The organism is Kribbella sp. CA-253562 (assembly GCF_050942265.1).
GTDB lineage: Bacteria > Actinomycetota > Actinomycetes > Propionibacteriales > Kribbellaceae > Kribbella.
Genome location: NZ_CP192049.1, coordinates 4054097 through 4079244 on the forward strand (window position 1 = coordinate 4054097; position 25148 = coordinate 4079244).

29 protein-coding genes are annotated in these 25148 nt (G+C 69.9%); 15 read left to right on the top strand and 14 right to left on the bottom strand.

The genetic code is table 11. The features are described 5' to 3' along the window. Positions 1 to 47 precede the first annotated feature (47 nt). From cobT to ACQPXM_RS19225, 6 genes are all read left to right on the top strand, one after another. The gene (gene cobT, locus ACQPXM_RS19200) at positions 48 to 1094 is read left to right on the top strand and encodes a nicotinate-nucleotide--dimethylbenzimidazole phosphoribosyltransferase (RefSeq protein WP_432950475.1); all 1047 of its coding nucleotides are present in this window, start codon (positions 48 to 50) and stop codon (positions 1092 to 1094) included. Next, positions 1091 to 2311: a uroporphyrinogen-III C-methyltransferase gene (gene cobA, locus ACQPXM_RS19205; RefSeq protein ID WP_432950477.1), complete on the top strand. Its 1221-nt coding sequence runs from the start codon at positions 1091 to 1093 to the stop codon at positions 2309 to 2311. Before cobT ends, cobA begins: the two co-directional genes overlap by 4 nt. Next, positions 2308 to 3114, top strand: a complete 807-nt coding sequence (locus tag ACQPXM_RS19210; RefSeq protein ID WP_432950479.1) for a TrmH family RNA methyltransferase — start codon at positions 2308 to 2310, stop codon at positions 3112 to 3114. The genes cobA and ACQPXM_RS19210 overlap by 4 nt, the downstream gene beginning before the upstream one ends. Positions 3115 to 3116: 2 nt before the next feature. After that, entirely contained in the window at positions 3117 to 3647 is a 531-nt protein-coding gene (locus tag ACQPXM_RS19215; RefSeq protein ID WP_432950481.1) for a GNAT family N-acetyltransferase, read from the top strand. 10 nt (positions 3648 to 3657) lie between these two features. Continuing rightward, a complete protein-coding gene (locus ACQPXM_RS19220) occupies positions 3658 to 4461 on the top strand; it encodes a helix-turn-helix transcriptional regulator (RefSeq protein WP_432950483.1) in 804 nt (267 codons plus the stop codon). Between the two features lie 99 nt (positions 4462 to 4560). Next, positions 4561 to 5400, top strand: coding sequence for an MBL fold metallo-hydrolase (locus ACQPXM_RS19225; RefSeq protein ID WP_432950485.1), 840 nt, complete (start codon positions 4561 to 4563; stop codon positions 5398 to 5400). Here the strand turns inward: ACQPXM_RS19225 and ACQPXM_RS19230 are convergent. Continuing rightward, positions 5384 to 6436 (bottom strand): LacI family DNA-binding transcriptional regulator, encoded by a 1053-nt coding sequence (locus tag ACQPXM_RS19230; RefSeq protein ID WP_432950487.1) that lies wholly within the window; start codon positions 6434 to 6436, stop codon positions 5384 to 5386. The two genes, ACQPXM_RS19225 and ACQPXM_RS19230, sit on opposite strands and share 17 nt — an antisense overlap. Positions 6437 to 6517: 81 nt before the next feature. Between ACQPXM_RS19230 and ACQPXM_RS19235 the strand changes: the two genes are divergently transcribed. After that, positions 6518 to 7222 carry a hypothetical protein gene (locus ACQPXM_RS19235; protein WP_432950489.1) on the top strand — a complete coding sequence of 235 codons (705 nt, stop codon included), beginning with the start codon at positions 6518 to 6520 and terminating at the stop codon, positions 7220 to 7222. On the opposite strand, the gene ACQPXM_RS19240 is transcribed toward ACQPXM_RS19235, so the two are convergent. Next, the gene (locus tag ACQPXM_RS19240) at positions 7219 to 7704 is read right to left on the bottom strand and encodes a hypothetical protein (RefSeq protein ID WP_432950491.1); all 486 of its coding nucleotides are present in this window, start codon (positions 7702 to 7704) and stop codon (positions 7219 to 7221) included. The two genes, ACQPXM_RS19235 and ACQPXM_RS19240, sit on opposite strands and share 4 nt — an antisense overlap. Positions 7705 to 7820: 116 nt before the next feature. Further along, on the bottom strand, positions 7821 to 8240 hold the full coding sequence (locus ACQPXM_RS19245; protein ID WP_432950493.1) for a MarR family winged helix-turn-helix transcriptional regulator: 420 nt from the start codon (positions 8238 to 8240) through the stop codon (positions 7821 to 7823). 81 nt (positions 8241 to 8321) lie between these two features. Here ACQPXM_RS19245 and ACQPXM_RS19250 point away from each other — a divergent pair, with 81 nt between their 5' ends. Then, positions 8322 to 9242: a slipin family protein gene (locus tag ACQPXM_RS19250; protein ID WP_432950495.1), complete on the top strand. Its 921-nt coding sequence runs from the start codon at positions 8322 to 8324 to the stop codon at positions 9240 to 9242. A 51-nt stretch (positions 9243 to 9293) separates the two neighbouring features. Here ACQPXM_RS19250 and def read toward each other — a convergent pair whose 3' ends face one another. Next, positions 9294 to 9899, bottom strand: coding sequence for a peptide deformylase (def, locus tag ACQPXM_RS19255; RefSeq protein ID WP_432950497.1), 606 nt, complete (start codon positions 9897 to 9899; stop codon positions 9294 to 9296). A 49-nt stretch (positions 9900 to 9948) separates the two neighbouring features. Here def and ACQPXM_RS19260 point away from each other — a divergent pair, with 49 nt between their 5' ends. Beyond that, positions 9949 to 10527: a DinB family protein gene (locus ACQPXM_RS19260; protein WP_432950499.1), complete on the top strand. Its 579-nt coding sequence runs from the start codon at positions 9949 to 9951 to the stop codon at positions 10525 to 10527. 71 nt (positions 10528 to 10598) lie between these two features. Here the strand turns inward: ACQPXM_RS19260 and ACQPXM_RS19265 are convergent, their stop codons facing one another. Continuing rightward, entirely contained in the window at positions 10599 to 11417 is an 819-nt protein-coding gene (locus ACQPXM_RS19265; protein ID WP_077016398.1) for an LLM class F420-dependent oxidoreductase, read from the bottom strand. A 69-nt stretch (positions 11418 to 11486) separates the two neighbouring features. Between ACQPXM_RS19265 and ACQPXM_RS19270 the strand changes: the two genes are divergently transcribed. Both ACQPXM_RS19270 and ACQPXM_RS19275 read left to right on the top strand, forming a co-directional pair. Beyond that, positions 11487 to 12857: an AAA family ATPase gene (locus tag ACQPXM_RS19270; RefSeq protein ID WP_432950502.1), complete on the top strand. Its 1371-nt coding sequence runs from the start codon at positions 11487 to 11489 to the stop codon at positions 12855 to 12857. A gap of 78 nt (positions 12858 to 12935) precedes the next feature. Further along, a complete protein-coding gene (locus ACQPXM_RS19275) occupies positions 12936 to 13916 on the top strand; it encodes an SMP-30/gluconolactonase/LRE family protein (RefSeq protein WP_432950504.1) in 981 nt (326 codons plus the stop codon). 99 nt (positions 13917 to 14015) lie between these two features. Here ACQPXM_RS19275 and ACQPXM_RS19280 read toward each other — a convergent pair whose 3' ends face one another. Together ACQPXM_RS19280 and ACQPXM_RS19285 are read right to left on the bottom strand one after the other, a co-directional pair. Then, the gene (locus tag ACQPXM_RS19280; RefSeq protein WP_432950506.1) at positions 14016 to 14792 is read right to left on the bottom strand and encodes a dioxygenase family protein; all 777 of its coding nucleotides are present in this window, start codon (positions 14790 to 14792) and stop codon (positions 14016 to 14018) included. A 55-nt stretch (positions 14793 to 14847) separates the two neighbouring features. Further along, positions 14848 to 16626 carry a BCCT family transporter gene (locus ACQPXM_RS19285; RefSeq protein ID WP_432950508.1) on the bottom strand — a complete coding sequence of 593 codons (1779 nt, stop codon included), beginning with the start codon at positions 16624 to 16626 and terminating at the stop codon, positions 14848 to 14850. Between the two features lie 142 nt (positions 16627 to 16768). On the opposite strand from ACQPXM_RS19285, the gene ACQPXM_RS19290 reads away from it, so the two are divergent. Next, the gene (locus ACQPXM_RS19290) at positions 16769 to 17638 is read left to right on the top strand and encodes an LLM class flavin-dependent oxidoreductase (RefSeq protein ID WP_432950509.1); all 870 of its coding nucleotides are present in this window, start codon (positions 16769 to 16771) and stop codon (positions 17636 to 17638) included. Here the strand turns inward: ACQPXM_RS19290 and ACQPXM_RS19295 are convergent. Together ACQPXM_RS19295 and ACQPXM_RS19300 are read right to left on the bottom strand one after the other, a co-directional pair. Continuing rightward, positions 17607 to 18101 carry a DUF6328 family protein gene (locus ACQPXM_RS19295; RefSeq protein WP_432950511.1) on the bottom strand — a complete coding sequence of 165 codons (495 nt, stop codon included), beginning with the start codon at positions 18099 to 18101 and terminating at the stop codon, positions 17607 to 17609. The genes ACQPXM_RS19290 and ACQPXM_RS19295 overlap by 32 nt on opposite strands. Before the next feature lie 153 nt (positions 18102 to 18254). Next, positions 18255 to 18458, bottom strand: coding sequence for a cold-shock protein (locus ACQPXM_RS19300; protein WP_012921273.1), 204 nt, complete (start codon positions 18456 to 18458; stop codon positions 18255 to 18257). A gap of 483 nt (positions 18459 to 18941) precedes the next feature. Here ACQPXM_RS19300 and ACQPXM_RS19305 point away from each other — a divergent pair, with 483 nt between their 5' ends. Further along, a complete protein-coding gene (locus ACQPXM_RS19305; protein WP_432950514.1) occupies positions 18942 to 19253 on the top strand; it encodes a protealysin inhibitor emfourin in 312 nt (103 codons plus the stop codon). A gap of 26 nt (positions 19254 to 19279) precedes the next feature. Here the strand turns inward: ACQPXM_RS19305 and ACQPXM_RS19310 are convergent, their stop codons facing one another. Both ACQPXM_RS19310 and ACQPXM_RS19315 read right to left on the bottom strand, forming a co-directional pair. After that, complete coding sequence (locus tag ACQPXM_RS19310; RefSeq protein ID WP_432950516.1) at positions 19280 to 20902, bottom strand: beta-N-acetylhexosaminidase; 1623 nt, start codon at positions 20900 to 20902, stop codon at positions 19280 to 19282. Positions 20903 to 20959: 57 nt separating this feature from the next. Then, positions 20960 to 21730, bottom strand: a complete 771-nt coding sequence (locus ACQPXM_RS19315; protein WP_432950518.1) for a fructosamine kinase family protein — start codon at positions 21728 to 21730, stop codon at positions 20960 to 20962. A gap of 166 nt (positions 21731 to 21896) precedes the next feature. Here ACQPXM_RS19315 and ACQPXM_RS19320 point away from each other — a divergent pair, with 166 nt between their 5' ends. After that, positions 21897 to 22313, top strand: a complete 417-nt coding sequence (locus ACQPXM_RS19320; protein ID WP_077016388.1) for a VOC family protein — start codon at positions 21897 to 21899, stop codon at positions 22311 to 22313. Between the two features lie 94 nt (positions 22314 to 22407). Here ACQPXM_RS19320 and ACQPXM_RS19325 read toward each other — a convergent pair whose 3' ends face one another. Genes ACQPXM_RS19325 through ACQPXM_RS19335 form a run of 3 tightly spaced genes read right to left on the bottom strand, consistent with a single transcriptional unit; the run spans position 22408 to position 24178 of the window. Next, positions 22408 to 22773, bottom strand: a complete 366-nt coding sequence (locus ACQPXM_RS19325) for a hypothetical protein (protein WP_432950520.1) — start codon at positions 22771 to 22773, stop codon at positions 22408 to 22410. A gap of 46 nt (positions 22774 to 22819) precedes the next feature. Continuing rightward, entirely contained in the window at positions 22820 to 23344 is a 525-nt protein-coding gene (locus tag ACQPXM_RS19330) for a hypothetical protein (protein WP_432950522.1), read from the bottom strand. Between the two features lie 42 nt (positions 23345 to 23386). Beyond that, the gene (locus tag ACQPXM_RS19335; protein WP_432950524.1) at positions 23387 to 24178 is read right to left on the bottom strand and encodes a phytanoyl-CoA dioxygenase family protein; all 792 of its coding nucleotides are present in this window, start codon (positions 24176 to 24178) and stop codon (positions 23387 to 23389) included. A 92-nt stretch (positions 24179 to 24270) separates the two neighbouring features. On the opposite strand from ACQPXM_RS19335, the gene ACQPXM_RS19340 reads away from it, so the two are divergent. Beyond that, positions 24271 to 25119, top strand: coding sequence for an AraC family transcriptional regulator (locus ACQPXM_RS19340; protein ID WP_432950526.1), 849 nt, complete (start codon positions 24271 to 24273; stop codon positions 25117 to 25119). The last annotated feature ends 29 nt before the right edge of the window (positions 25120 to 25148 follow it).

Below are 25148 nucleotides of genomic sequence, written 5' to 3' on the forward strand. Positions count from 1 at the left end.
GGGCTGGCCGTGTCCAGACGGCCGGACGACGAACTGGAGGAGCTGCGGTGGAGGAGTACCTGGCCCGGATCGGCCCGGCCGACGAGACGGCGATGGCGGCCGCCACGCAGCGTCAGCGGCTGCTCACCAAACCGGCTGGTTCACTCGGCGTACTGGAGGAGCTGTCCGTGCGGGTGGCGGGCATGACGGGCGCGCCGGCGGTGCCGGCGCCGGCCGTGGTGACGGTGTTCGCGGCCGACCACGGAGTGCACGCGCAGGGGGTTTCTCCCTGGCCGCAGGAGGTGACCGCCGCGATGCTCGCGAACTTCGCCGCCGGCGGCGCCGCGGTGAACGCGTTCGCCACCAACAACCAGGTCGACGTCCGGGTGGTCGACGTCGGCGTCGCGACCGACGTGGACGACCTGGACATCGTGCACGCCAAGGTTCGCGCCGGCACCCGCGACCTGTCGGTCGGCGCCGCCCTGACCGCCGACGAGGTGCTGGCCGCCGTCGCGGTCGGCTTCGAGCTCGCCGACCAGCTCGTCGCCGACGGCTACCGCTGCCTGCTCACCGGTGACATGGGCATCGCGAACACCACCGCGTCGGCCGCCCTGATCGCCACATTCACCGGTACGACGGCCGGCCAGGTCACCGGCCGCGGTACCGGCATCGACGACGCGACCCTCGCGCACAAGACCGCCGTGGTCGAGGCCGCCCTGGCCCTGCACGAGGTCCCCGCCACCGAACCGCTGAGCGCCCTCGCGGCGTACGGCGGTCTCGAGCACGCGGCCCTCACCGGCTACATCCTCGGCGCGGCCGCCAACAAGGTCCCGGTCATCCTGGACGGCGTCATCGCCGGCGCCGCCGCCTTGGTCGCCCAGGCGCTGCACCCGTCGACCATCGACTACTGTGTCGCCGGCCACCGCTCCGCCGAACCAGGCCACGCCGTCGCCCTGAAGACCCTCGGCCTTCAGCCCCTGGTCGACCTGGACCTGCGCCTGGGCGAAGGCACCGGGGCTGTGCTGGCCTATCCGATTCTCACCTGCGCCATGCGAGCCCTGACCGAAATGGCCACCTTCGAGTCGGCCGGAATCACTGCTGGGGAGGACGCGTGACCGAGCCTTCGCCGTACCTGTCGGGCCTGGTGCTGACCGGGCGCCGGGTCGTGGTCGTCGGTGGCGGCGGTGTCGCTCAGCGGCGCCTGCCGCGCCTGCTCGAGACCGGCGCCCAGATCGACGTGATCTCACCCGCGATCACCCCGACGATCGAGGGTCTGCTGACGAACCCCGACCTGCGCTGGGTCGAGCGCGGCTACACGCCCGGTGACCTGGAGGGCGCCTGGTACGTCGTGGTCGCGACCGACGACGCCGAGGTCAACGACCAGGTGTCGGCCGAGGCCGAGCAGCGGCGGATCTTCTGCGTCCGCTCCGACGACCGCTCCCGCGCGACCGCCTGGACGCCGGCGTCCGGTCAGCACGACCACGTCACCATCGGCGTGCTCGGGGCCGGTGACCATCGCCGGTCGGCCGCCGTACGGGACGCGATTCTGGAGGAGCTGCGCACGGGCGCGCTCGGTGCGCGCGACTCGCTCGACAAGCAACCCGGCGTCTTTCTCGTCGGTGGAGGACCGGGTGATCCCGACCTGATCACGGTCCGCGGCCGCCGGCTGCTCGCCGAGGCGGACGTCGTGGTTGCCGACCGCCTCGCGCCGCAGCAGCTGCTGGACGAGTTGCATCCCGAGGTCGAGCTGATCGACGCCGCCAAGCTGCCGCGCGGACGCTCGGCGCAGCAGGAGGAGATCAACCGGATCCTCGTCGACCGGGCGCTGGCCGGCAAGCTCGTCGTACGGCTGAAGGGCGGCGATCCGTACGTGTTCGGCCGCGGCTTCGAGGAGGCCATCGCCTGCGCGGAGGCCGGGGTCACCTGGACGGTCGTTCCGGGTATCACCAGCTCGATCTCCGTGCCCGCCGTGTCCGGAATCCCCGTCACCCATCGCGGCGTGACCCACGAGTTCACCGTCGTCTCGGGCCACATCCCGCCGGACCACCCGGACTCGCTGGTCAACTGGGCGGCGTTGGCCCAGCTGACCGGCACGCTGGTTCTCCTGATGGCTGTCGAGAACTTGCCGAAGATCACCGCCACGCTGATCGAGCACGGCCGTCCGGCGACGACGCCGGCCGCCGTCATCGCGGACGGCACGCTGCCCGGTCAGCGCATGGTCACCGCCGACCTGACCACGATCGCCGAAACCGCCCAGTCGGCCGGGTTGGGCGCACCCGCGATCGTTGTCATCGGCAACGTCGTCGACGTGGCGGCCCAGGTCCGCCGGTGATCGTCGAGGTCACCGAGGCCGACGACCCGCGGCTCGCGGACTACGTGCAGCTGCGGGAGGTGAACTTGCGCCGGTTGCTCGAAGAGGAGCACGGCCTGTTCATCGCCGAGGGCGACAAGGTGATCCGCCGCGCCGCCGACGCCGGCTACGCGCCGCGCTCCTTCCTGCTCGCGCCGCGCTGGCTGGAGTCCCTGGCCGACGTGGTGGAGAAGTGGCCGGAGGCACCCGTCTATCTGGTCTCCGAGGAACTCGCCGAGCGTGTCACCGGCTTCCACGTGCACCGCGGCGCGCTCGCGTCGTACAAGCGCCGGCCGCCCGCCGACCTCGACACCCTCCTGGACGGCGTCCAGCACGGCCGGATCGCGATCTTCGACGACATCGTCGACCACACCAACGTCGGCGCCGGCTTCCGCGCCGCCGCTGCCATGGGTGTCGACGCGGTCCTGGTCACGCCGACCTGCGCCGACCCGCTCTACCGCCGCTCGGTCAAGGTCTCCATGGGCACCGTCTTCCAAGTCCCGTGGACGCGCCTGGCCTCCTGGCCCGGCGACCTGAGCAAGCTCAAACAGCACGGCTTCGTCACCGCCGCCCTCGCTCTCACCGACGACTCCATCACCCTCGACGCCCTCGCCGCGCGTCACGACGAGAAACTCGCCCTGATCTTCGGCACCGAAGGCCACGGCCTCAAACCCCACGTCCTCGCGGAATCCGACCTCATCGTCCGCATCCCGATGTCCGGCGGCGTCGACTCCCTCAACGTGGCGTCCTCGGCCGCCGTCGCCTTCTACGCCACCCGTCCCTGACCATGCGAACGACGGAACGCCTGCTGCTGAGGCCTTTCCAGGCATCCGATCTGGAACCCTGGGCAGCGCTGAACACCGATCCCGAGGTGGTGCGCTATCTCGGCGGCGAACCCCTCACCCGCGCCGCCTCCGACCTGATCGCCGAGCAGGTCAACGCCCAGTACGCCGCCGAGAACTTCGGCTTCCTGGCGATCGAACGCCGGTCCGACGGCGCCTTCCTCGGAGCCTGCGGTCTGAGCCGCGAACAGTGGTACCCCGACGACCTCCAGCTCGGCTGGCGCCTGGCCCGCGAACACTGGGGCCACGGCTACGCCACCGAAGCGGCGGCCTCTTGGCTTACCCACGCCTTCCTCGAACTCGAGCTGCCCCGAGTCATCGCCGTCACGGACACACCGAATCTCCGCAGCATCGCCGTGATGCGACGCCTCGGTATGACCTTCGACCACACGGCGGAACTCGAGGAGGACGGCGTGACGTTCGACGCCACGATCTACTCCATCACGGCAACCGCATGGCGGGACGCGGCCCGGTAGCCTGGCAGCCGTGGAGAACGGCGAGCTGGGCGACTTCCTCCGGGCGCAGCGGGCGCGGGTGGATCCCGCGGCGGTAAGGTTGCCGGCGGGTGGGGACCGGCGGGTCGCCGGGTTGCGGCGGGAAGAGGTCGCGGTGCTGGCGGTGGTCAGCGCGGACTACTACACCCGCCTCGAGCAGGGTCGCGAGCGCAACCCGTCGCCGCAGGTGCTGAACGGGATCGCGCACGCGTTCCGGCTCGACGCCGATGCCCGCAGCCATCTGTTCCGGCTGGCCGGGCTGACTCCCGCGCCGGTGCTGGGGGCGGGGCGCGACAGCGTGCACCCGTCGTTGCTCCAACTGCTCGACAACTTCCCGACGGCCGCGGCGTACGTGCTCGATCCGGCGTACGAGATCCTCGCCGCGAACCGGGTCGCCGAGGCGCTGCTCGCGCCGTTCGGGATGACGAACATGCTGCGGATGATGTTCCAGCACCCGAGGGCCGGCGACATCTTCGGCGACTGGACCGCCGTGGCGACCCGCGCGGTGCACGCCGTCCGGCTGAACGCCGGGTCCTTCCCGGACGACCCTGGGATCCGCGCGCTGGTGGACGAGCTGCTCGTTACGTCGCCAGAGTTCGCGACGATCTGGTCCGACCAGACCGCGCGGGGGTTCAGCCGGGCGTACAAGATCTTCTTCCATCCTCGCGCGGGGCGGATCGAGCTGACGTACCAGACCTTCGACGTGCGCGCCGCTCCCGGCCTGCAGCTCCTGGTGGGCACCGCCGAACCGGGCAGCCCGAGCGCGGCGGCGTTGGAGCTGCTCGCGACTTCGTAGGAGCCGCGCACCTAGGAAGTCGTGCCCTTCTGAGCCTCCGCCGAGCGAGCGAATCTGGGGACTGCGGCAACCAAGCCGCCCGGACCCGAGGACGCGAACATGCTCACCTACACCACGTACGTCGCACCGTCGAAACCAGTCGTCTCCTCCGACCTGCCGCCGGGGGAGACCCGCCGGATGTGGTCACCGACGACCGCCACGCTGATAGCCGGCGACCGCCACGCCGTCCTGGTCGACGCCCTGATGACCCGGTCCGAGGCGCAGGACCTGGCCGGATGGATCGCTGCCAAAGGCAAGGAACTCACCACGGTCTTCATCACCCACGGGCACGGCGACCACTTCTTCGGCGTACCGGAGATCCTCGCGCGGTTCCCGTCCGCCAAGGTCGTCGCGGCGCCGGCGGTGGTCGAGGCCATGCGCGGCCAGCTCAGCCCGCGTTGGCTCGACGACTTCTGGGGCACCCGGTTCCCCGGCCAGCTCACCGAGCACCCGGTCGTCGCCGAACCGCTCGACGGCAAGCTCGTCCTGGAAGGCGAGGAGCTCACCACGCTCGACCTCGGCCACACCGACACCGACAGCACCACCGGCCTGTACGTCGAGTCGATCGGCCTCGTCGTCGCCGGTGACTCGGTCTACGACAACATCCATCCCTATCTCGTTGAGTCCGGCAACGACGGCCTCGAGCACTGGCTGGCCGCACTCGACACCCTGGAAGCCCTGAACCCGAAAGCAGTTGTCGCCGGCCACAAGCCTTTCGACGGCGACGACAGCCCGCGCTGGATCGGCGAAACCCGCCGCTACCTGAAGGACTTCGCGGCCGTCGTCGAACGCACACACACCACCGAGGAGCTCTACGCGGCCGTCGTCGAGGCCTACCCGGACCGCGGCAACCGAGGCGTCCTGTGGAACTCGGCGCGGGCGCTCAAGCCCCTGGCCTGAGTGGGGGAGTACTGTCCCGCAGCACCGGGTACGCGGGCGCCGTACGACGAACCAGCTCCGGCTCATGGGAGGTCGCCCGGTACACGGCCTCCTCCGCGACGGCGGCCAGGTCGACGTGGACAGTGGTCAGCTTCGGTACGACGTCGCGCAACGTGCTGATGTCGTCGAAGCCGGCCACGCCGACGTCCTCGGGGATGCGCAGGCCCCGCTCGCGAAGGCCGGCCAGGGCGCCGAGCGCCATGTCGTCGGTGACGGCGAACACCAACTGCAGGTCGCGAAGCTCGTCGTCGGTGAGGGACAACACGTAGTCGCGGGCCCCCACCCAACTGAAGTCTGGGTGATGCACCCGCGCATCGCCCGCGCCCGACTCGACCAGCCCCTGCACGAAGCCATCGACCCGGCGCTGCATCGAGAGCAGGGGAGTGGCACTGCCGAGGACCAGGCAACGGTGGTAGCCGAGTTGAGCGAGCTGCCGGGCAAGCTGCCGCGCCCCTTCGTGGTTGTCGAAGTCGACGGTCTCGAAGGGCAGATCGTTGCGGCTGATCAGAACGACGCGCCCGCCGGTCTCCTCGTACCGGCGCAGCTCGTCGATCAGGTCCTGCTCCGACGGCGGGTCGACGTACCCGGTGCCGGCCAGGATGATCGCCCGTGGCTGCTGGCCGCGCAGCTCGCGGACCAGGTCGAGCTCGCGCTCGGCGTGCCGCTCGGTGACGGCGATCGACACGTGCAGGCCGATCGCCTCGGCCTGCTTCATGATCTCGGCGGCCATCGCGGAGAAGTACGGGTCGGCGATCAGGCTGATCACGAGCGCGACCGTGCGCGACGTGCCGCGGGCCATCGCCTGGGCCGGCAGGTTCGGGGTGTAGCCGAGCTGACGTGCCGCCGCGAGCACCCGCTCGCGATAGCTCTCCGCGACCTTGCGGGCGCTGCCGTTCAGCACCCGCGAGGCGGTCGGCTGGGAGACGCCCGCGTGGCGGGCGACGTCGTCGAGCGTGACCGGGCGCTTGGACCCTGGTTCGCTCGGCGTCGACGGCACCCCGGCAGCTTAGCGACGAAAACCGGTGGACGGGGATGGTGGGATGGGGATCGGCACCGACCACTTCGAGGAGCGCACACCGTGAGACCGGACGAAGCCGACGCCTACCGTGACACGCTCGCGCTGATCGAGCCGGACGCCGATCACCGCGAGGTCGAGCGAGTCCTTCGCGCGGCCGGGTGGACGCCGTGCGGCGCCGGCGACTGGGCCATCGCGCTGCGCTCCCCGGACGGCGCCGCCGCCGCGCGGATCAGCCCGTTCGACCCCACCGGGCCATACACCGCGGCGCTCTACCGGGAGGCCGCCCACACCCGGCAGGTCCCGTTGCTGTTCGCACATCGCCGCCTCACCGGCGGCGGCGACTTCCAGCTGATGGAGTGGCTCAACCCGGTCCCCACACCCGACGCGATCGCGTTCCACCAGGCGATCACCACCCGAGCCCCGCACGTCGCCGAACTCGTCGACGTCGTACGCCGCATCCACACCCAGGCACTGCGCGAGCTGCCCTGGTGCGGCCCGCTCGACACCAACCCGTCCAACGTGATGCGCGCCACCGACGGCCGGCTGGTCGCCGCCGACCTCTTCTACGCCGACGGCCCCGACCTCTACGCGACCGCCGCCAAGAACCCCGACCTCGTCGTCGCCAAGATCCCGGAACCCGAGCGCCGCTTCATCGCCGAAATCCCCCTGGCCGCCTCAGGCCCCTGGCCCCCCGGCGCCCAAGAGTCCCTCCGCGCCGGCCTGGCCGCAGCCGACACCCGAGCCCAGCACACCCAAGTCAACTAGCCGGAGTCCCGCCGTCGAGCCGGCGCCACACCCATCGGGTCGGGCAGCACCCGCACCCACCCCGGCCGAACCGCCTCGATCTCCGCCGCGAAATCCGGGTCTCGCCGATCCAGCCCGACCACCAGGAACCCGGTCTCTCCGTCGAGCCCGGTGAAGCTGATCCGCGCACGCCCCGGCCCCTCGGCCCGCATCGCTTGCACGATCGCCCGGAGCCGCTCGACATCTGCCGGGTCCGGCATCCACCGGCGTACGCGCAGATGCTCCGGTCGTGCCATCACCTCGACCAGTTGCTCACGCGTACGCCGTACGGCCGAGTGGTCGCGCAACCAGACCACCACCAGGACGTGCCCCACGTTCGAGTCGTACTCGTCGCGATCGATCACCACCTCACCGCCGAGCTCCGGGCGTGCCGCCACCCATCGCTCGACCACCGGCAGGTCGAGTTCGATCGTGGCCCGCTCGTACGCCGTGGGGTCGCGCATCACGACCGCCTACCGGCCAGCAACCCCGGCGGGCGGCTGACGGCGGTCGCGACAGCAGCAGGTACGTCGTTCAACGAAGTCCTCCGGGCGCAGTGGTTGCTACGGGCAACGGATGCTCAGGACGGTTCACTCCAGTGTGGCAGGGTCAGTGCCTCCTCCATCCGGCGCAGTTCGTCGCGGTGCAGGGAACTGAGACGGGCCAACGCGTGCTGGCCGTCCTCGGTCAGCTCTACCCGGACGGATCGTGCATCGTCGGGATGCGGAAGCCGCTGGACCAGTCCCTGGGACTGCGCGCGGTTCACGAGCTCACCAGCGCTGTGGTGACGGAGCTGGAGGCGCTCGGCGACCTCGCTCATCGTCGCCCACTCGCGGCCCGGAAACCCTTTCAGCGCGAGCAGAAGCTGGTACTGCTGCGGCGTCAGCCCGTGACCGCGCACGGTCTGCTCGCTGAACCGCAGATAGCGCCGGATCCCGAAGCGGAACCGGGCCAGCGCCTCGAAATCCGCCTTCGTCAACGGCTTGCTGTCGGCCTGCACAACCATCCTCCTCCGGTCGCCGTCCACCGGCGCCACCGCGACTATATCGTGTTACGATATAACAGCGGGATCGGAGGAGACATGTTTTTCCTGATCGTGGTGCTCGCCGTCGTGGCCGCCGTACTGGTCGGAGCGGCGCTGTCCGTGCGGGTGGTCAAGCAGTTCGAGCGCGGGGTGGTCTACCGGTTCGGGCGCGTGCTGCCGCAGGTCCGTGAACCGGGGCTGGCGATGCTGGTCCCGTTCGTCGACCGGCTGCAGAAGGTCAACATGCAGATCATCACGATGCCGGTCCCGGCCCAGGACGGCATCACCCGCGACAACGTCACCGTGCGCGTCGACGCGGTCGTCTACTTCAGCGTGGTCGACCCGGTGCGAGCGGCGGTCGACGTCCAGGACTACACGTCCGCGATCGGCCAGGTCGCGCAGACCTCGCTGCGCTCGATCATCGGCAAGAGCGACCTGGACGACCTGCTGTCCAACCGCGAACGCCTCAACCAGGGCATGGAGCTGATGATCGACAGCCCCGCGCTCGACTGGGGCGTGCACATCGAACGCGTCGAGATCAAGGACGTCGCGCTGCCGGAGACGATGAAACGCTCGATGTCGCGCCAGGCCGAGGCCGAGCGCGAACGCCGGGCCCGGATCATCACCGCGGACGGCGAACTGCAGGCCTCGGAGAAACTCGGCCAGGCCGCCGAGGTGATGGCCGAGCACCCCGCCGCCCTCCAGCTCCGCCTGCTGCAGACCGTCGTCGAGGTCGCCGCCGAGAAGAACTCGACGCTCGTCCTGCCCTTCCCGGTCGAACTGCTCCGCTTCCTGGAACGCTCGACACCCACCGAGGCGCCACCCAAGTCGACCTCGAACGCCGACGAGCCCCAGCCCTCCGAGCAACCCCAGCCCGAACTACCCCAGCAACCCAAGGCACCCGAGCTCGACCAGCCGGCCACAACCCACCCGTCCCTCAACCCCACCAAGACCCCCGAAGCCCTCACCGGCAAGTGACCCGGCAGGCCGGACGTCCGATCACCGGGAACCCGGCGACCAGTCAGCGGGTCACTCGCTGACCGGCTGGTCCTCGTGCTGGTCGGCGTTCAGCATCGGGGAGACCGGCCAGTCCGCCGGGTAGTCGGGGGCGAGTTCCTCGGCCTCGGCGAAGAGGCGGCGCTTGTACTTGCGGGACAGCCGGTCGCCGAACACCATGCCCTGGGTGTGGTCGGTCTCGTGCTGCAGGCAGCGGGCGAGCAGGCCGTCGCCCTCGTACGAGACCGGCTCGCCGTGCTGGTCGACGCCGGTCACCCGGGCGAAGTCCGGGCGGGCGCACTTGGTGAACGCCCCGGGCAGCGACAGGCAGCCTTCCTCGCCCTCGTCCAGCTGGCGGTCCTTGCCCTCGGGCAGCTCGAGCTTCGGGTTGCAGACGACTCCCTGGTGGCGGACGCCGTTCTTGTCCGGGCAGTCGAACACGAACAGCTGCAGGTCGACGCCCACCTGGTTCGCGGCCAGCCCGACGCCCTCGGCCGCGTTCATCGTCGCGACCATGTCGGCGACCAGCTTCTGCAGCTCGTCGCCGAAGTCGGTGACCGGCTTGTTCAGCCGGTGCATCACGTCCTCGCCCCACCGCGTGATGGGCAGCACCGAACCGTTCGTAGGCAGCGTAGGCATGGCGGAAATCCTAGCGAAGCCCCGCCCGGGTCCGCCTAGGGTGGCCCCCGTGACGATCACGGACCCCAAACAGACCCTGCACACCTATCTGCGCTCGGCCCGCGAGGCGATGCTCTGGAAGCTCGACGGCCTGTCCGAGTACGACGTACGCCGGCCGCTCACCCCGACGGCGACCAACCTGCTCGGCTTGGTCAAGCATCTGACGATCGTCGAGGCCGGCTACTTCGGTGACACCTTCGGACGGCCGTTCCCCGAGCACCTGCCGTGGTGGGACGACGACGCGGAGCCCGAAGCGGACCTGTGGGCGACGCCGGACGAGACGCGGGAGCAGCTGACCGGCCTCTACCGCCGGGTCCAGGAGCACGCCGACGCCACCATCGAGACGCTCGACCTGGATGCGGTGGGCACCGTTGCGTGGTGGCGCGAGGGCGAGGTCACGCTGCACCAGATCCTGGTGCACGTGATCGCCGAGACCAACCGGCACGCCGGCCACGCGGACATCCTGCGCGAGGGCATCGACAAGGCGGTCGGCCTGCGCGCCGCCAACCCGAACATCGCCGACCGCGACGAGGCGTGGTGGACCGCGCACCGCACCCGCGTCGAGCAGGCGGCCGCGACGTTCCAGTAGCACGCCGCGACGTTCGGGCAAAAGGCATGGTGCCCGTGCTCAGAACCATGAGCACGGGCACCAGCGGCGCATCAGGCCTTGGCGTTGACCTCGTCGCGCCAGGCCAGCCAGTCGCGGACCAGGCCGAGGTCGTAGTCCGGGCCGGAGGTGCTCAACGTGAACAGGCGGGTGCCGACGTCGAGCATCGCCTTGCCGACCTCCTCGGGGCTCTTGTCGCCGACCGCCGCGGACCGCTCGATCTCGCCCGGGTCGCGGCCGATCGTCGCGCAGTGCCCGTCCAGGACGGCGTGCTTGTGCGCGATCGTCTCGGCGTCACCGAACCCGTGCCAGATGTTGGCGTGCTGGGCGACCAGCTTCAGTGTCTTCTTCTCGCCACCACCACCGATCAGCACCGGGATGTCCCGGGTCGGCTTGGGGTTCAGCTTGGCCCAGCGCTGCTCGATCCGCGGCAGCGCCTCACCGAGCGCGTCGAGCCGTCCGCCCGCCGTACCGAACGGGTAGCCGTACTCGTCGTAGTCCTTCTCGAACCAGCCGGACCCGATGCCGAAGATCAGCCGGCCCTCGCTGATGTGGTCGACCGTGCGGGCCATGTCGGCCAGCAGGTCGGGGTTGCGGTAGGAGTTGCAGGTCACCAGCGCGCCGAACTCGATCCGCTCGGTCGCCTCCGCCCAGGCGGCCAGCATCGTCCAGGCCTCGAAGTGCAGTCCTTCGGGCTCACCGGACAGCGGGTAGAAGTGGTCCCAGTTGAACACCACGTCGACGCCGAGCTCCTCGACCTTGGCGACGGTGCGGCGGATGTCGGCGTACTGCGCGTGCTGGGGCTGGATCTGAACACCGATGCGAACCGGGAAGGCGGCGTACGGGCGCTCGGTGGACTCAGTCGATGTCATAGTGAGAATCCTATAGGGCGTATCGGAGGACCCCTCCGTTACATCCCGTGATCCGGGCTGGGGGGCGTCATGACGGAGCAGGACGAGGTCGCGGAGTTCGCTCGCTTGTTCCGGGCATTCCTGGAGCGGATGCAGGAGACGCCGAGCGGGATCGCCAGGGAGAACCTGCGCGACCGGCTCCGCGCCCATCTGGAGGTCGAGCCCCAGGACCTGCCGGTGATCGCGGCGACCTTTCCGTCGTTCGACCTGCCGAACGTGCAGCTGGCGCTGGAGAGCTGGTTCGACAGCGCGGAGGTGGTCGGCCTGACAGGTACCGACCGTGTGCACCACTCGCTGGGGGAGCTGCTCGAGCTGGCGGCCGCCCACGGGCGGTGGGGGATCGGCGCGGTGGACTACCAGCGGATCGCGATCGACGTCGGCGTCGAGATGGACTGCGTCGCCTTCGGTTTCTACCTCGGCCGCCAGGGCGAGGACCGGTACGCCGCGTTGGTGCGTGCCGCGAGCCCGCAGCACGGGCGGCTGACGATGCTGCTGGAGGTGCTGGCGACGTCGCGGGACGCGGGGGAGCGGCTGCTGCAGGCGCTGCCGGACCTGATCCGCGAGCGCAACGTGTTCCGCGGCAAGGTGGTGTCGTTCGAGCCGCACGACTTCGGTCACGGGGTCGGGCCGTTCCGGTTGCACGCGCGGCCGGGGGTCTCGCGCGACGACGTGGTGCTGCCGGACGGCGTACTGGAGCGGGTCGAGCGTGAGGTGATCGGCGTCGCCGAGCATCGGGAGGCGTTGTTGCGGGGCGGCCAGCATCTGCGCCGCGGTGTCCTGCTGTACGGGCCGCCGGGCACGGGCAAGACGCACACCGTGCGGTACCTGCTGTCGCGACTGCCCGAGTTCACGGTCGTGCTGCTGGCCGGCATGAGCATCCGGTACGTCGGTGAGGCCTGCGCCCTGGCGCGCAAGCTGCAGCCGGCGCTCGTCGTACTGGAGGACGTCGATCTGATCGCAGAGTCCCGCGACTTCGCGCACGGCAACGAGAATCCGCTGCTCTTCCAGGTCCTGAACGAGATGGACGGCCTGGCTGAGGACGCCGACGTCGCGTTCCTGCTCACCACCAACCGCGCCGACATCCTCGAACCGGCCCTGGCTGAACGCCCCGGCCGGGTCGACCTCGCGGTGGAGGTGCCGCTGCCCGACGCGGCCGGTCGCGCCCGCCTGCTCAGGCTCTACGGTCCGACCCTCGACCTCAGTCCGGCGGTGATCGACCAGATCGTCGCCCAGACCCAAGGCACCACGGCCTCCTTCGCCAAAGAGCTGGTACGCCGTGCGGTGCTCCTGGCCGCCGAATCCGGCGATGCCCCGGACGACTCTCACCTCCAGGCAGCCGCCGCCGAGCTGCTCTCCGCCCGGGACACGCTCACCCGCCGCCTGCTGGGCGCCACCGACTAGCTGTTGCGGAAGGCAACAAAGTGGGGTGACACGCGCGGTCGGTTCCTACCAGGACAGCCGGGCTTCTAGGCTGCGGGTATGAAGTCGCGTATCGCGCCAGTTCGCTGGACGCCGCCGCCCGCCCCGCCGATTCGGCAGCCCAAGCACCTGACGGTTGAGGTCGTCGCGATGCCGGGGGAGGGGCCCGAGGACACGCTCATCGACGAAGACGGCAGCGTGCTGACCGGCCTGCTCGACGGGCGGATCCTGCGGGTCAGCGCGGACGGCCGGACGATCACCACGCTGGCCGACACGGGCGGACGGCCGCTCGGACTGGAGTGGCTCGCCGACGGCAAGGTGCTGATCTGCGACGCGAACCGCGGCCTGCTCACGATGGACCGCGACGGCCGCGTGACGACGCTGCTCGGTGAGGTCGACGGCCGGCCGATGCGGTTCTGCAACAACGCCGACGTCGCCGACGACGGCACGATCTACTTCACCGACTCCTCGACCCGGTTCGGCGTCGACGAGTGGATGGCCGATCTGCTCGAGCACACGACGACCGGCAGCGTCTACCGCCTGCGCCCGGACGGCGAACTCACGCGCCTCGCCACCGGACGCGCGTTCCCGAACGGCGTGGCGCTCAGCGGCGACCAGCGGACGTTGTTCTACGCCGAGACCGCCGGCTACGGACTCTTCAAGCTCGACCTGACCACCGACGGCGCCGAACCCGAGCTGGTCACGCCGGTCCCGGGACTGCCGGACAACATCTCCCGCGGCTCCGACGGGCTGATCTGGGTCGCGATCGGGTCACCGCGAAACACCGTTCTCGACGTACTGCTGCCCAAGCCGCCGGTCCTGCGCAAGATCGTCTGGGCGCTGCCCGACCCGTTGAAACCGAAACCAGCCGACATCATCGAGATCCAGGCGTACGACGACGCCGGTCGCCTGGTGCACGACCTGCGTGGCACCCACCCGAAGTTCCACATGCCCACTGGTGTGCGGGAGCGCGACGGCAAGGTCTGGCTGAGCAGCATCGGCACCAGCACCCTGGCGCACTTCCCGACTCCCGCCATTTGAACGGTTGACCCTCCGCGCTGTGGGTTCCACGACCGTATGCCGAGGTAGAACCCACAACCCCATGGGTTAACCGTCGAAATGGGGCCGAGGGGCGGGGAGTCAGCCGAGCTGCCAGGAGCGCTTCGACAGCCCGTACCAGAAGCCGTCCACGACGGTCTCGGCCGAGCCGAGCGACTCCTCGGCCGCGCCCAGGGACACGAACAGCGGCGCGAAGTGCTCGGTGCGCGGATGGGCGATCCCGGCCGCCGGCGCCTTGTGCAGGAAGTCGATCAGCGCGTCGACGTCCTCCTCCGCCAGTGCGCGCCGGGCCCAGTCGTCGAACTCCACCGACCAGGTCGGAGCCGGCGCCGCCGGCGATCCGGCGAGGTTGATCGCCCGCAGGTTGTGGGTGGTGAACCCGCTGCCCACGATCAGCACGCCCTGGTCCCGCAACGGCGCCAGCTTGCGCCCGATCGCGAACAGCGCGGCCGGATCCAGCGTCGGCATCGAGACCTGCAGCACGGGGATGTCCGCCTCCGGGTACATCTCCTTCAGCGGTACGTAGGCGCCGTGATCGAGCCCCCGCGACGGATCGTCGTACACGGGCGTGCCCGGGACCTGCAGCAGCTTGCGCACCTGGTCGGCGAGCTCGGGAGCCCCCGGAGCGGCGTACTGGACCTGGTAGTAGCGCTCCGGGAAGCCCCAGAAGTCGTACAGCAGCGGCACGGTCTCGGTCGCGGCGAGCGTGAGCGGCGCGGCCTCCCAGTGCGCCGACACGATCAGGATCGCGGTCGGCCGGGCGACGCCGGCCGACACCGCCGCCAGCTCGGCCGTCCACTCACGGTCGTCGGCCAGCGGCGGTGCCCCGTGGCTCAGGTACAGCACCGGACTCTTCATGCGGGGTTCCACCTCTCGGAAGTCGTATACCTTCCAAGATAGTTGAGCCCTCAATTTATTCCCGGGGTGACGCTTTCGGCTGCGGTACGGCGTCCCGCGGCTGCGGCGACTCCGGGACGTCGGGATGCTTGTCGTGCCCGTTGCCGGTGACGACCAGGGCGAAGTCGTCGCCGTGCGCGGTCACGCCCTCGATCACCGCGTTCTCCACCGCCTCGGTGCCGATCTCGCGGCGCAGCATCAGCGGATCGGTGCGCAGGTCCTTGGCCAGCGCAACCGCCAGCCCGACCATCACCAGCGCGAACGGCAGCGCGGCGACGATCGTCAGGTTCTGCAAGCCCTGCAGCGCTTCGGCGCCGCCACCGCCGGCCAGCAGCATCACCGCCGCGACCGCGCCGGTCAGCACACCCCAGAAGACGACGGTCGGCTTCTTCGGCGCGATCGCGCCGCGCTCGGACAGCGTGCCCATCACGATCGACGCGGCGTCCGCGCCGGACACGAAAAAGATCGCCACCAGGACGACGACCAGGATCGTCGTCACCGACGCGAGCGGGAACTGGTCCAGCAGCCCGAACAGCTGCCCCTCCGACGTCGACTGGCCGGCGATGTCCACCCCGTTGCGCTGGGTGTCGATCGCGGCGCCGCCGAACACGCAGAACCAGACCAGGCTGACCATCGAGGGAACCAGCAGCACGCCGGTGACGAACTGCCGGATCGTCCGGCCGCGGCTGATCCGGGCGATGAACATGCCGACGAACGGCGTCCAGGAGATCCACCAGGCCCAGTAGAAGACGGTCCAGCCCGACAGCCACTTGGCCATCGCGTCGCCGCCGCTGGCCTCGGTTCGGGCGGCCATCGAGGCCAGGTCGCGGAAGTAGTCGCCGATCGCGGTCGGCACCAGGTTGAGGATCAGCACGGTCGGTCCGACCACGAACACGAACACGGCCAGCACGACCGCGAGCACCATGTTGATGTTCGACAGCCACTGGATGCCCTTGGCAACACCGGAGACGGCCGAGGCGACGAAGGCCGCGGTCAGGATCGCGATCACGCCGACCAGGACCCCGTTGCCGGTTTTGTCCATCCAGCCGAGGATCTGTACGCCGGACCCGATCTGCAACGCACCCAGCCCGAGCGACGCGGCCGAGCCGAACAGTGTCGCGAAGATCGCCAGGCTGTCGATCACCTTGCCGATCGGTCCTTCGGTGCGGCGGCCGAGCAGCGGCGCGAACGCCGAGCTGATCAGCTGCGAGCGGCCGCGCCGAAAGGTGCCGTAGGCAATCGCGATGCCGACCACGGCGTAGATCGCCCACGGGTGCAGGGTCCAGTGGAACAAGGTGGTCGCCATCGCCGTCTCCAGCGCCTGCGACGATCCGGCCTCGACGGTGCCGGGCGGGGGAGCGGTGAAGTGCGACAGCGGCTCACTGACGCCGTAGAACATCAGGCCGATGCCCATCCCGGCGCTGAACATCATCGCGACCCACGACACCGTGCGGAACTCGGGCTGCTCGTCGTCGGCGCCGAGCGGGATCCGTCCGTACCGGCCGGCGGCCAGCCACAGCACGAAGACGACAAAACCCGACGCCAGCAGCACGAACAGCCAGCCGGTGTTGGTCTCGACCCAGGTCAGTGCGCTCTCGGACGCCGTACCGAGGCCGGCGGAGTTGGTGAATCCCCAGACCACGAAGGCCAGGGCGATCACCGCGGTCACGCCGAAGACGACGCGGTCCAGTCCTGAGCCGTGACTTCGGCTGCCAGGTGGTGGCGGGGTCGCCAGTGCAGGGTGCTCGTTCTCGTGGTCGGGGGACACGTGCTGGCCGTCGATGTCGATCGCCACTGGTGATACACGCCTCGCTGCGGCGCGCCTCCTTTTCGAAGATTCGGGGGAACTGCCTTACGACCGTGCCGAAGATCGGGGCGAAATGCAACTATCGTGTGGTCCCGGCCACAGTGCGCTGTCGAGGTCTAGTCTGCGCAGCATGCGATTCGGAATCACGATCCTGCCGGAGTACCGCTGGAGCGAGGCGGCGCCGAAGTGGCGCGCCGCCGAGGAGCTCGGCTTCGACCACGCGTGGACCTACGACCACCTGACCTGGAGCGGGTTGCAGGACTCACCCTGGTACGGCACCACACCGACCCTGACCGCGGCCGCCCTCGTCACCTCGACGGTGAAGCTGGGCACCTTCGTCACCTCGCCCAATTTCCGTCACCCGCTCACGTTGACCCGCGACATCCTCGCCCTCGACGACATCTCGAACGGGCGCTTCCTGTGCGGCATCGGATCCGGCGGCGGGATCGACTCGACGATCCTCGGCGGACCCGAGCTGAGTCCGCGGCAGAAGGTCGACCGGCTGACCGAGTTCACCGAGCTGCTCGACAAGCTGCTGACGACCGACCGGGTCGACCATCGGGGTGAGTACTTCGAAACCCGCAACGGCCGGACGCTGCCCGGCTGCGTGCAGCGACCGCGCGTCCCGTTCGTGATGGCGGCCAACGGCCCGCGGTCGCTGCGCCTGGCCACCCGGTACGGCGCCGGCTGGGTGACGACCGGCGGCAAGGCCGACGACCTGGACAGCTGGTGGACCTCGGTCGCCGACCTCAGCCGCCGGCTGGACGACGTACTGGAGGAAGGGCGGTCGTTCGACCGGTACCTGTCACTGGACTCCAAGCAGTACTCGCTGACCAGTGCCGACGCCTTCGAGGATGCCGTCGGCCGCGCCGCGGACCTCGGCTTCACCGACGTGATCACCCACTGGCCGCGCGCCGAGGGTGTCTACGCCGGCAGCGAAGCCGTGCTGGAGAAGGTGGCGACCGAGGTCATTCCTCGTCTTCGTCGCGCTGCGCCCTGACGTAGGCGGGCAGCGCGTACCAGAACAGGACGAAGAGCACGAAGATGATCACGACGGTGACGATCGCGGTGGTCCGGTGCAGGACGACGTCCAGGGCGAGCAGGACGCCGCCGCTCATCGCGAGGATCAGGAAGGCCATGCCGGCGCTGGCCAGGTGGTGGGCCATCGGGACCAGCCGGTCGCGCAGCCGTTGCTGGAAGACCATCCGGTGGAACGACACCGGTGCGAGGAACAGGCAGACGCTGAGCGCACAGGCGATCAGCGTGCCGGCGAAGACGTCGTGGGTGAACTCGTCGGAGTCCTGGAACCGGACCTGGAAGGCGATGCTGAGCAGGAACGCGAACAGGATCTGAGTGCCGGTCTGGGCCAGCCGCAGTTCCTGCAGCAACTCGTTCCAGTGCCGGTCGAGACGCTCGCCCTCGGTCTCGTGCTCACGGCTGTAGTTGCCGTTCTGCTCGGTCATCGATCTCCTCGCTTCGCTGTGGCCGACCTGGTACCCCGATCCATACTCCCGGCAATCGGCGGTGTGACCGGCCGGACAACGGCGAACGGGCCGCCCACCCGAAGGTGGACGGCCCGTTCGTCTCGTGCTGGAAGGGTCGAGCTGATCCGGGGATCAGATCGGGCGGATGTTCTCCGCCTGCAGGCCCTTCTGGCCCTGGGTGATCTCGAACTCGACGCGCTGGTTCTCGTCCAGCGAGCGGAAGCCCGAGGTCTGGATGGCCGAGTAGTGCGCGAACACGTCCGCGCCACCGTCATCCGGGGTGATGAAGCCGAAGCCCTTGTCAGCGTTGAACCACTTGACAGTACCGACAGCCATTTGTGTCTATCTCCTTGATGGCTTGTAACAAACCGTGACCCACACCTCATGAGCCACGTGTCGCCGAAAGGCCCCAGACGACAAAACCGGCCATGCAGCACAGCGAAAGTCAATGGGAGTCCAAAACTGCAACGCGACAACTGTAGCCGATCTGGGGCTTGGTGGAAGGGGTGACCACGAACACGTGTCGCATAAAGTTGCCGCCTGCCACGCTGCGTGATCGGGTCCTGACGGCCCGATCACGCGCCCGGCGGGCCGTCGGTCAAGGGTGCGCAGACAACGAAACCCCCGGCGACCTGCTGATTCGTCCCGGCGTCCACGGGTGTGAGCCTTTCGCGCCGGCGACAAGGTCGGCCATCGCGTCCTGTACGCCGGGTGATGGCCTTCGCGGCAGGTGAGAATTCGTCGGCGTGTCGCGCGGACCTGGACAGAATCCGGCGACTCCGGGAAGGTTTGGACCGACCACGACCCGGGGAGTATTCGGTGTTTCTCACAGTCAGCCGCAGCGGCGGATTCGCCGGTCTGCGGACCAGTGGCGAACTGGACACCTCGGCCGAGCCCGACGCCGGCCGGCTGGAGGCTGTCGCCGTCCGGCTGATCGAGCGGCCTTCGGGCACGGGCCGCCCGCAGCCCGACCGGTACGTGTACCGGCTGGAACTCGCCGACGGCGACCGGGTGGCCGCTGTGGTCGTCGCCGAGCAGGACCTGGACCAGGACGCCGCCTGGCTGCTCGACCGCGTTCTCGGGCCCGAGCAGGGCCCCGGAGAGAGCGGTCTCCGGGGCCCTGGTCAGTAGGTCAGGCGAATCGAGAGGTCAGGCGATCACCGCCAGGCGATCTCCGGTGCGCGGTAGAAGTTCACGCTGAGCACGTCCCAGCGCGACCCCTGACCGGCCAGCCGGTCGGCGTACGTCGTCCAGTCGAGCGCGGACGCCGGGGACCAGCCCAGCTCGGCGATGCCGGGCAGCCGCGGGAACGCCATGAACTCGAGCTTGTCGAGGTCGTCCAGGGTCTCGGTCCACAGCGGCGCCTCGACGCCGGCGATCGCGCTCTCCGGAAGGTCCGGGATCAACGTCGACGGGTTCCAGTCGTACGACTTCTGTACGCTGACCAGCCCGGCCCAGCTCAGCCCGTACGGCGTACTGGCGTTGTACTTCATGTCCAGGTAGGCCCGGTTGGCCGGGGACAGCACCACCTGGGCGCCCTGCGCCGCGGCCTTGCGGGCCAGCTCACGGGACCGGGCGTCGTCGGTTCCCCAGTACTGCGCGATGCTGCCGGGCGGGAGCGGTGTCTCGGCGATCTCCTGCCAGCCCATCACCCGCTTGCCCTGCTGGGTGACCAGCGCGGCCGCCTTCGGCACGAAAGTCAGGTAGTCGGAGTGCGGCGTGGAGTGTGCCTCGTCGCCGCCGAGATGCAGGACATCGCCCGGGTTCTGCTGAGCCACCTCGCGGAAGACGTCGCCCAGGAAGTCGTAGGTGAGGTCCTTGCCGACGCACAGCGAGCTGAAGCCGACGCTGGTGCCGGTGTAGAGCGGGGGAGCGACGCCGTCGCAGTTCAGCTCGGCGTACGACGCCAGGGCCGCGTTGGTGTGACCAGGGGTGTCGATCTCGGGGATGACCTGCATGAAGTGGTCGGCGGCGTACTGGACGAGTTCGGCGTACTCGGCCTTGCTGTAGGAGCCGCCGGGGGTTCCGCCGACCTCCAGACTGCCGCCGTACGTCGTGAGGCGCGGCCAGCTGTCCACCTGGATCCGCCAGCCCTGGTCGTCGGACAGGTGCAGGTGAAGCTTGTTGAGCTTGTAGAGCGAGGCCAGGTCGATGTAGCGCTTCACCTCCGCGACCGAGAAGAAGTGCCGCGACACGTCGAGCATGGCGCCGCGGTAGCCATAGCGGGGCGAGTCGGCGATCGCCGTACCGCTGATGCGCCAGGGTCCCGCCTGGCGGGTCTTGGCCTCGGCCTTGGCGGGCAGCAGCTGCCGCAGTGTGGTCACGCCGCGGAACAGGCCTTCCGGCGTGGCCGCGACAACGCTCAGGGTCGAGCGGTCTGCGCGCAGCTGGTAGCCCTCTGCGCCGAGCGACGCCGGGCCGTTCGTGGACAGCCTCACGTCGACCAGGCCGGGTAGGGCCGGAATGACCCGAAGTGGGTAACCGGTGGAGCGGCGGAGCTGCCCGGCGAGCCCGTCGGCGACCTTGCGGGCCGCGCGGCTCTCCTTGGCGCTCGACTCCAGGCCGATCAGGCTCCAGGGCTGCAGGGTGAACGTCTGGCCGGGCAGGGCCTGCTGGTTGGCGGGCTTGGGGATCAGGGCCGGAGCGGTGCTCGCAGCAGGCTGCTGCTCTGCAGGCTCGGCGGCGGCTGGAGAGGTGGCGAGGAGTGGAGACGCCAGCAGGGCGGCTGCGGCGAGACCGGCCAGGACGACCTGACGACGGGGGCGGACGAGTCGTGTCATGACCGGAAGTGTTCGTCCGCTCACAGCCCGAGTCAAGATTTCGGACGACTCTCTGCGTTAGTAGTGGTGCGCGACCGCCAGCGCACGAGGCACGTAGGCGGCGCCGAACATCACCAGGTGGGTCAGCAGCGGGTGCAGCCGGTGCAGAGCGACCCGCTCCCGCCAGCCGTCGGAGAGCGGGTGTGCCTCGTTGTAGGCGCGCAGTACGCGCTCCAGTTGCGGCATGCCGAACAGGCCGAGCATGGCGAGGTCCGTCTCCCGGTGGCCGCCGTGCGCGGCCGGGTCGATCAGGTGAACGCCGTCCGGGCACCAGACGACGTTGCCGGACCACAGGTCGCCGTGCAACCGGCAGGGCCGCTCCGCCGGGTCGTCGTACGCGCCGCCCTCCAGCTTGTGGCAGAGCCGCTCGAACACCTTCAGGTGATGACTGTCGATCGTGCCGGCGTCGTACGCCGCGCGCAGGTACGGGCGGAGCCGCAGGTTGGCGTAGAACGCTCCCCACGCGTCCAGTGGCTGCAGGCTGTGCGGCAGTTCGATGGTGCCGATGAAGCCGTCGGTCTGCCAGCCGTCCGGCGGTACGCCGTACCAGCGGGCGCCCGCGTCGTGCGTGACGGCCAGCAGCCGGCCGAACTCGTCGGCTGCGGAGCCGGTCGGTGGCACGGTGTCCAGGTGCGGAGTGGTGAGGCTGGTGGGGGTGACGTCGAGTGGTGGCACGACCTGCACCCCACCGGGTACTCGCAACCAACGCAGCCCGGCGGCCTCGACTGCGAAGAACCCTGGCGGAGCGTCGAGCCGATGCTTGACGAACGTGGGCGGCGGCACGGTCATGGCGGCACTCTGCCAGGTTCCCTGGGGCCTCGTCTTGTGAGCACCGGTCCGTCTGACGCGTCAACCGTGCGTGTCGAAAGGTGCGCGAGAGGTGGTGGACCTGTCATGGTTGGCCGGGCCTTCTGACCAGGACGGCCCGACTCCTGACAAGGAAGCTGGAGGACAGATGACGCAGGTGGCAGAGCAGCCGGGCAGTACCGCCGGGCGGCTCGGCTCGGTGGTGCTGGACTGCCCGGACCCACTCGAGCTCGCCCGGTTCTACTCGACGCTGTTCGGTCTGGAGATCGACGAGCACGGTGACGACGACTGGCGCAGCCTCAGCGCGCCGGGGTCGACGCTGGGTTTCCCGACGCTTTCCTTCCGGCGCTCGGAGGACTACGTCCCCGCCACCTGGCCGGGAACCGAAGCGCAGGAGCTCCACCTCGACCTGATCGTCGAGGACCTGTCCAGCGGGCACGCGGCCGTCGTCGCGCTCGGCGCCGAGCCGCTCGACCCGGTGGACGCCCCGCCCGCGGAGAACGAGCGCGGCTGGCGCGTGTACGCCGACCCGGCCGGGCACCCGTTCCGGATCTGCCTGGAATAGCGCTGCTCCAGCGCGGCTGAGCGGGCCGCACCGACCTTCGAGCCGGCCGGCGTCCTCGCGGACGCCGGCCGCTTCGCCGTTGTTGGCCGAGCGGCTAGACCTCCTGCGGTGGCACCGCTACTCCAACGGCCCTGAACGGCTCGACCAGCACGCGGAGGTGCTCGTCCGCGATGCGCGCCCGTTTCAGCACGGCCCGCGCCGCGATCTCCGTCGTACCGATCGCGTCGGAGTGCAACTGCTCGCGGAACGAGTTGAGCTCCGCCGCCCGCGGCAGCAGCGCGGACCTGACCGCGTGATCGATCGCGGAGAACTCCGACGCCGACAGGATCTTCGTGGCCTTGCTCGCCTCCCGGCCACCATGCCGCCAGCGCGCCAGCGCCTCGTCGACCACCCGCGCCAAGACCTCCGGCGGCAACTGCGTGGCAGACCGGATGAACCCGGCGGTTACGGACTCCAGCACGAACGTCTCCTCGATTTCAGCAGGGATGAGCGGGCCACCGGCCGCCTCAGGCTTCGACGTCTTGGGCGAGCAGGTCGTCCGACGCACGCACCACCCGTCGACGAAGGTCACCAGCGTCGAGTTGCGCATAGTACGAGAAACGGCCGGCCTCGATGTCGCTCGCGAAGTAGCGCCGCCGTTCGCCGTCGGTTCCGTGCGAGACCAGCTCGAATCCGCGGTCGAGGTCACCGACCAGCACGAACCCGGGCGCGATGCTGCCCGGCGGGCCGCCCGACGGCCTGAGCGGACGCAGCCGAGCCAGTCCACGCCCCGCTCGCACTCCGCTCGCGAACGTCATCGTCAGGAAGCGGTCCACATCCGCGGGATCGCCGGACGCCATCATCACGCCGCGGTCTTCGCCGCGCACGCTCTTGCGCGCCGCCACGCGGGTGCCGTCCACCATCACCTCGACCGTGACCTCACCGTCGTCGATCGTGAACCCGCCGGTGTTTCCGCGGACGTACGCGACGCCGTCCGGCTCGAGCCAGGCCCGCAACGCGTCGGCAATCTTGGTCAGGGCGTCGGTGGGCACGGTCGCCATCATGCCAGCGGCGACCGCGGACGAGGCAGCGGCTCAGATCCACTCCGAGCGACCGGCGAAGGGATAGTGGCGGCCTTCGACGTACCGAGGGCGGGGCTGGTAGCTGTTGACGCCGGGGGAGCCCTGCAGGTGGAAAGCGCTCGGGTACGGGACCTCCGGATCGGTGATCCGGGTCGAGGTCGGGATGTAGCGGATCGTCAGTCCGCACCGCCGGTCCGGCGAGGTGTTGGCGTTGCTGCCGTGCACGATGTTCGGGTGGTGCACCTCGACGTCGCCGGGGGCGAGCACGATGTCCACCGCCTGCGACTCGTTCACCTCGACCGCGATCTCCTTGCCCAGCACGCTTTCCACGGTCGTGATGTCGCGCATCGCCGCCACCGGCGAGCGGTGACTTCCAGGGATCACCCGCACGCACCCGTTGCGCGGCGTCGAGTGATCGACCGCGAGCCACAACGTCACCACGCTCATCGGGTCCAGCGGCCAGAACGCCGCGTCCTGGTGCCAGAGCACCGGCTGACCCGAGTACGGCGGCTTCGAGATGTAGTGCGACGCGAACAACGCCAGATCCGGTCCGACGAACAGCGCGGCGATCTCCAGCAGCCGCGGATCGCTGACCAGCCGGATCCAGAACGGGTCGTCGCGCAGGAACACGTGCCCGAGCTGCTCCGGCCGTACGTCGGGATGCCTGGCCTGCAGCCAGTCGACGTGGTCGTTCACTTCCTTGATCAGCTCGGCGTCGAGCACGTTCCGGAACACCACGTACCCGTCCCGCTGGTACGCCGCGACCGCTTGCGCACCGATCTCGTTGTCCGCCACGGAAGTCATCGCGTGCTCCTTCTGTTCGTCGTGCTCCGATCGTCCGTGGCCGCAGTGCCGAGCGCTAGCAGTGCGCTGACGAGAACTTGTACTCTCTTGAGGTGAGTCAGGTCCTGCGGTTCGAGTGGTCGGCGCTCGGCCGGCCGTACCACGCGGCGCGGGTGCGGTTCGCCGCGCGGGCCCGTGACTCCGAGCTGCACACGCACGCCGACTTCCACGAGTTGATGGGAGTCGTCTCCGGCGACGGCGAGCACCTACTGTCGACCGGCACGCTCCCGTTGGACGCCGGCGACGTCGTGCTCGTGCGGCCGCGCGACCGGCACGCGATCCGCGGCGGCGCGCCGGACGGTCTGGAGTTCGTCAACGTCGCGTTCCCGAGCTCGGCGTGGCAGGGCTTTCTCAACCTGACCAGGACCAACCCGACCGGCAGCTGGGATGCCGCCCGTCAACCGGTGACGTTGCGCCCGCACGACCCGGCGGCCGCGATCGAGATCTTCGAGAACGCGCTCTCCCGTTTCCAGGCCGAGCCCGCCCAGTACGACCTGCTCCGGTTCTGGATCGACCTGCTGCCGCTCGTCTCACCGGAGGAACTCCCGGCCCGCGCCGGCGCCACGGCGCCCGCCTGGCTGACCGCAGCCTGTACGGCGATGCGCGCCGAGGAGAACCTGCGCGGCGGCGTACCGCGCCTGCTGGAACTAGCCGGCGTCAGTGCCGCCCATCTGTCCCGCTCCCTGCGCGCCGCCTACGGCACCACTCCGACCGAGTACGTCACCGACCTTCGCCTCGAGCAGGCGGCATCGTTGCTAGCAGCAACCACTGCGCCGATCGCCGAGATCGCGCGCCGCTGCGGCTTCAGCAGCCAGTCGTACTTCACCCGCCGCTTCACCGCCGCCCACCAGGTCTCGCCGCGGACGTTCCGTCACCAGGCCCAGCGCGCCTTCGTCCCCTGACGCCGACTCCACCGATCGGTTGATGCCGC

Coding starts and splice junctions, on each gene's coding strand:
- ACQPXM_RS19215 (WP_432950481.1), top strand. CDS start 3,117: ATGCGAACGACGGAACGCCTGCTGCTGAGGCCTTTCCAGGCATCCGAT.
- ACQPXM_RS19225 (WP_432950485.1), top strand. CDS start 4,561: ATGCTCACCTACACCACGTACGTCGCACCGTCGAAACCAGTCGTCTCC.
- ACQPXM_RS19240 (WP_432950491.1), bottom strand. CDS start 7,704: ATGCGCGACCCCACGGCGTACGAGCGGGCCACGATCGAACTCGACCTG.
- ACQPXM_RS19250 (WP_432950495.1), top strand. CDS start 8,322: ATGTTTTTCCTGATCGTGGTGCTCGCCGTCGTGGCCGCCGTACTGGTC.
- def (WP_432950497.1), bottom strand. CDS start 9,899: ATGCCTACGCTGCCTACGAACGGTTCGGTGCTGCCCATCACGCGGTGG.
- ACQPXM_RS19265 (WP_077016398.1), bottom strand. CDS start 11,417: ATGACATCGACTGAGTCCACCGAGCGCCCGTACGCCGCCTTCCCGGTT.
- ACQPXM_RS19270 (WP_432950502.1), top strand. CDS start 11,487: ATGACGGAGCAGGACGAGGTCGCGGAGTTCGCTCGCTTGTTCCGGGCA.
- ACQPXM_RS19275 (WP_432950504.1), top strand. CDS start 12,936: ATGAAGTCGCGTATCGCGCCAGTTCGCTGGACGCCGCCGCCCGCCCCG.
- ACQPXM_RS19280 (WP_432950506.1), bottom strand. CDS start 14,792: ATGAAGAGTCCGGTGCTGTACCTGAGCCACGGGGCACCGCCGCTGGCC.
- ACQPXM_RS19290 (WP_432950509.1), top strand. CDS start 16,769: ATGCGATTCGGAATCACGATCCTGCCGGAGTACCGCTGGAGCGAGGCG.
- ACQPXM_RS19295 (WP_432950511.1), bottom strand. CDS start 18,101: ATGACCGAGCAGAACGGCAACTACAGCCGTGAGCACGAGACCGAGGGC.
- ACQPXM_RS19300 (WP_012921273.1), bottom strand. CDS start 18,458: ATGGCTGTCGGTACTGTCAAGTGGTTCAACGCTGACAAGGGCTTCGGC.
- ACQPXM_RS19310 (WP_432950516.1), bottom strand. CDS start 20,902: ATGACACGACTCGTCCGCCCCCGTCGTCAGGTCGTCCTGGCCGGTCTC.
- ACQPXM_RS19315 (WP_432950518.1), bottom strand. CDS start 21,730: ATGACCGTGCCGCCGCCCACGTTCGTCAAGCATCGGCTCGACGCTCCG.
- ACQPXM_RS19320 (WP_077016388.1), top strand. CDS start 21,897: ATGACGCAGGTGGCAGAGCAGCCGGGCAGTACCGCCGGGCGGCTCGGC.
- ACQPXM_RS19335 (WP_432950524.1), bottom strand. CDS start 24,178: ATGACTTCCGTGGCGGACAACGAGATCGGTGCGCAAGCGGTCGCGGCG.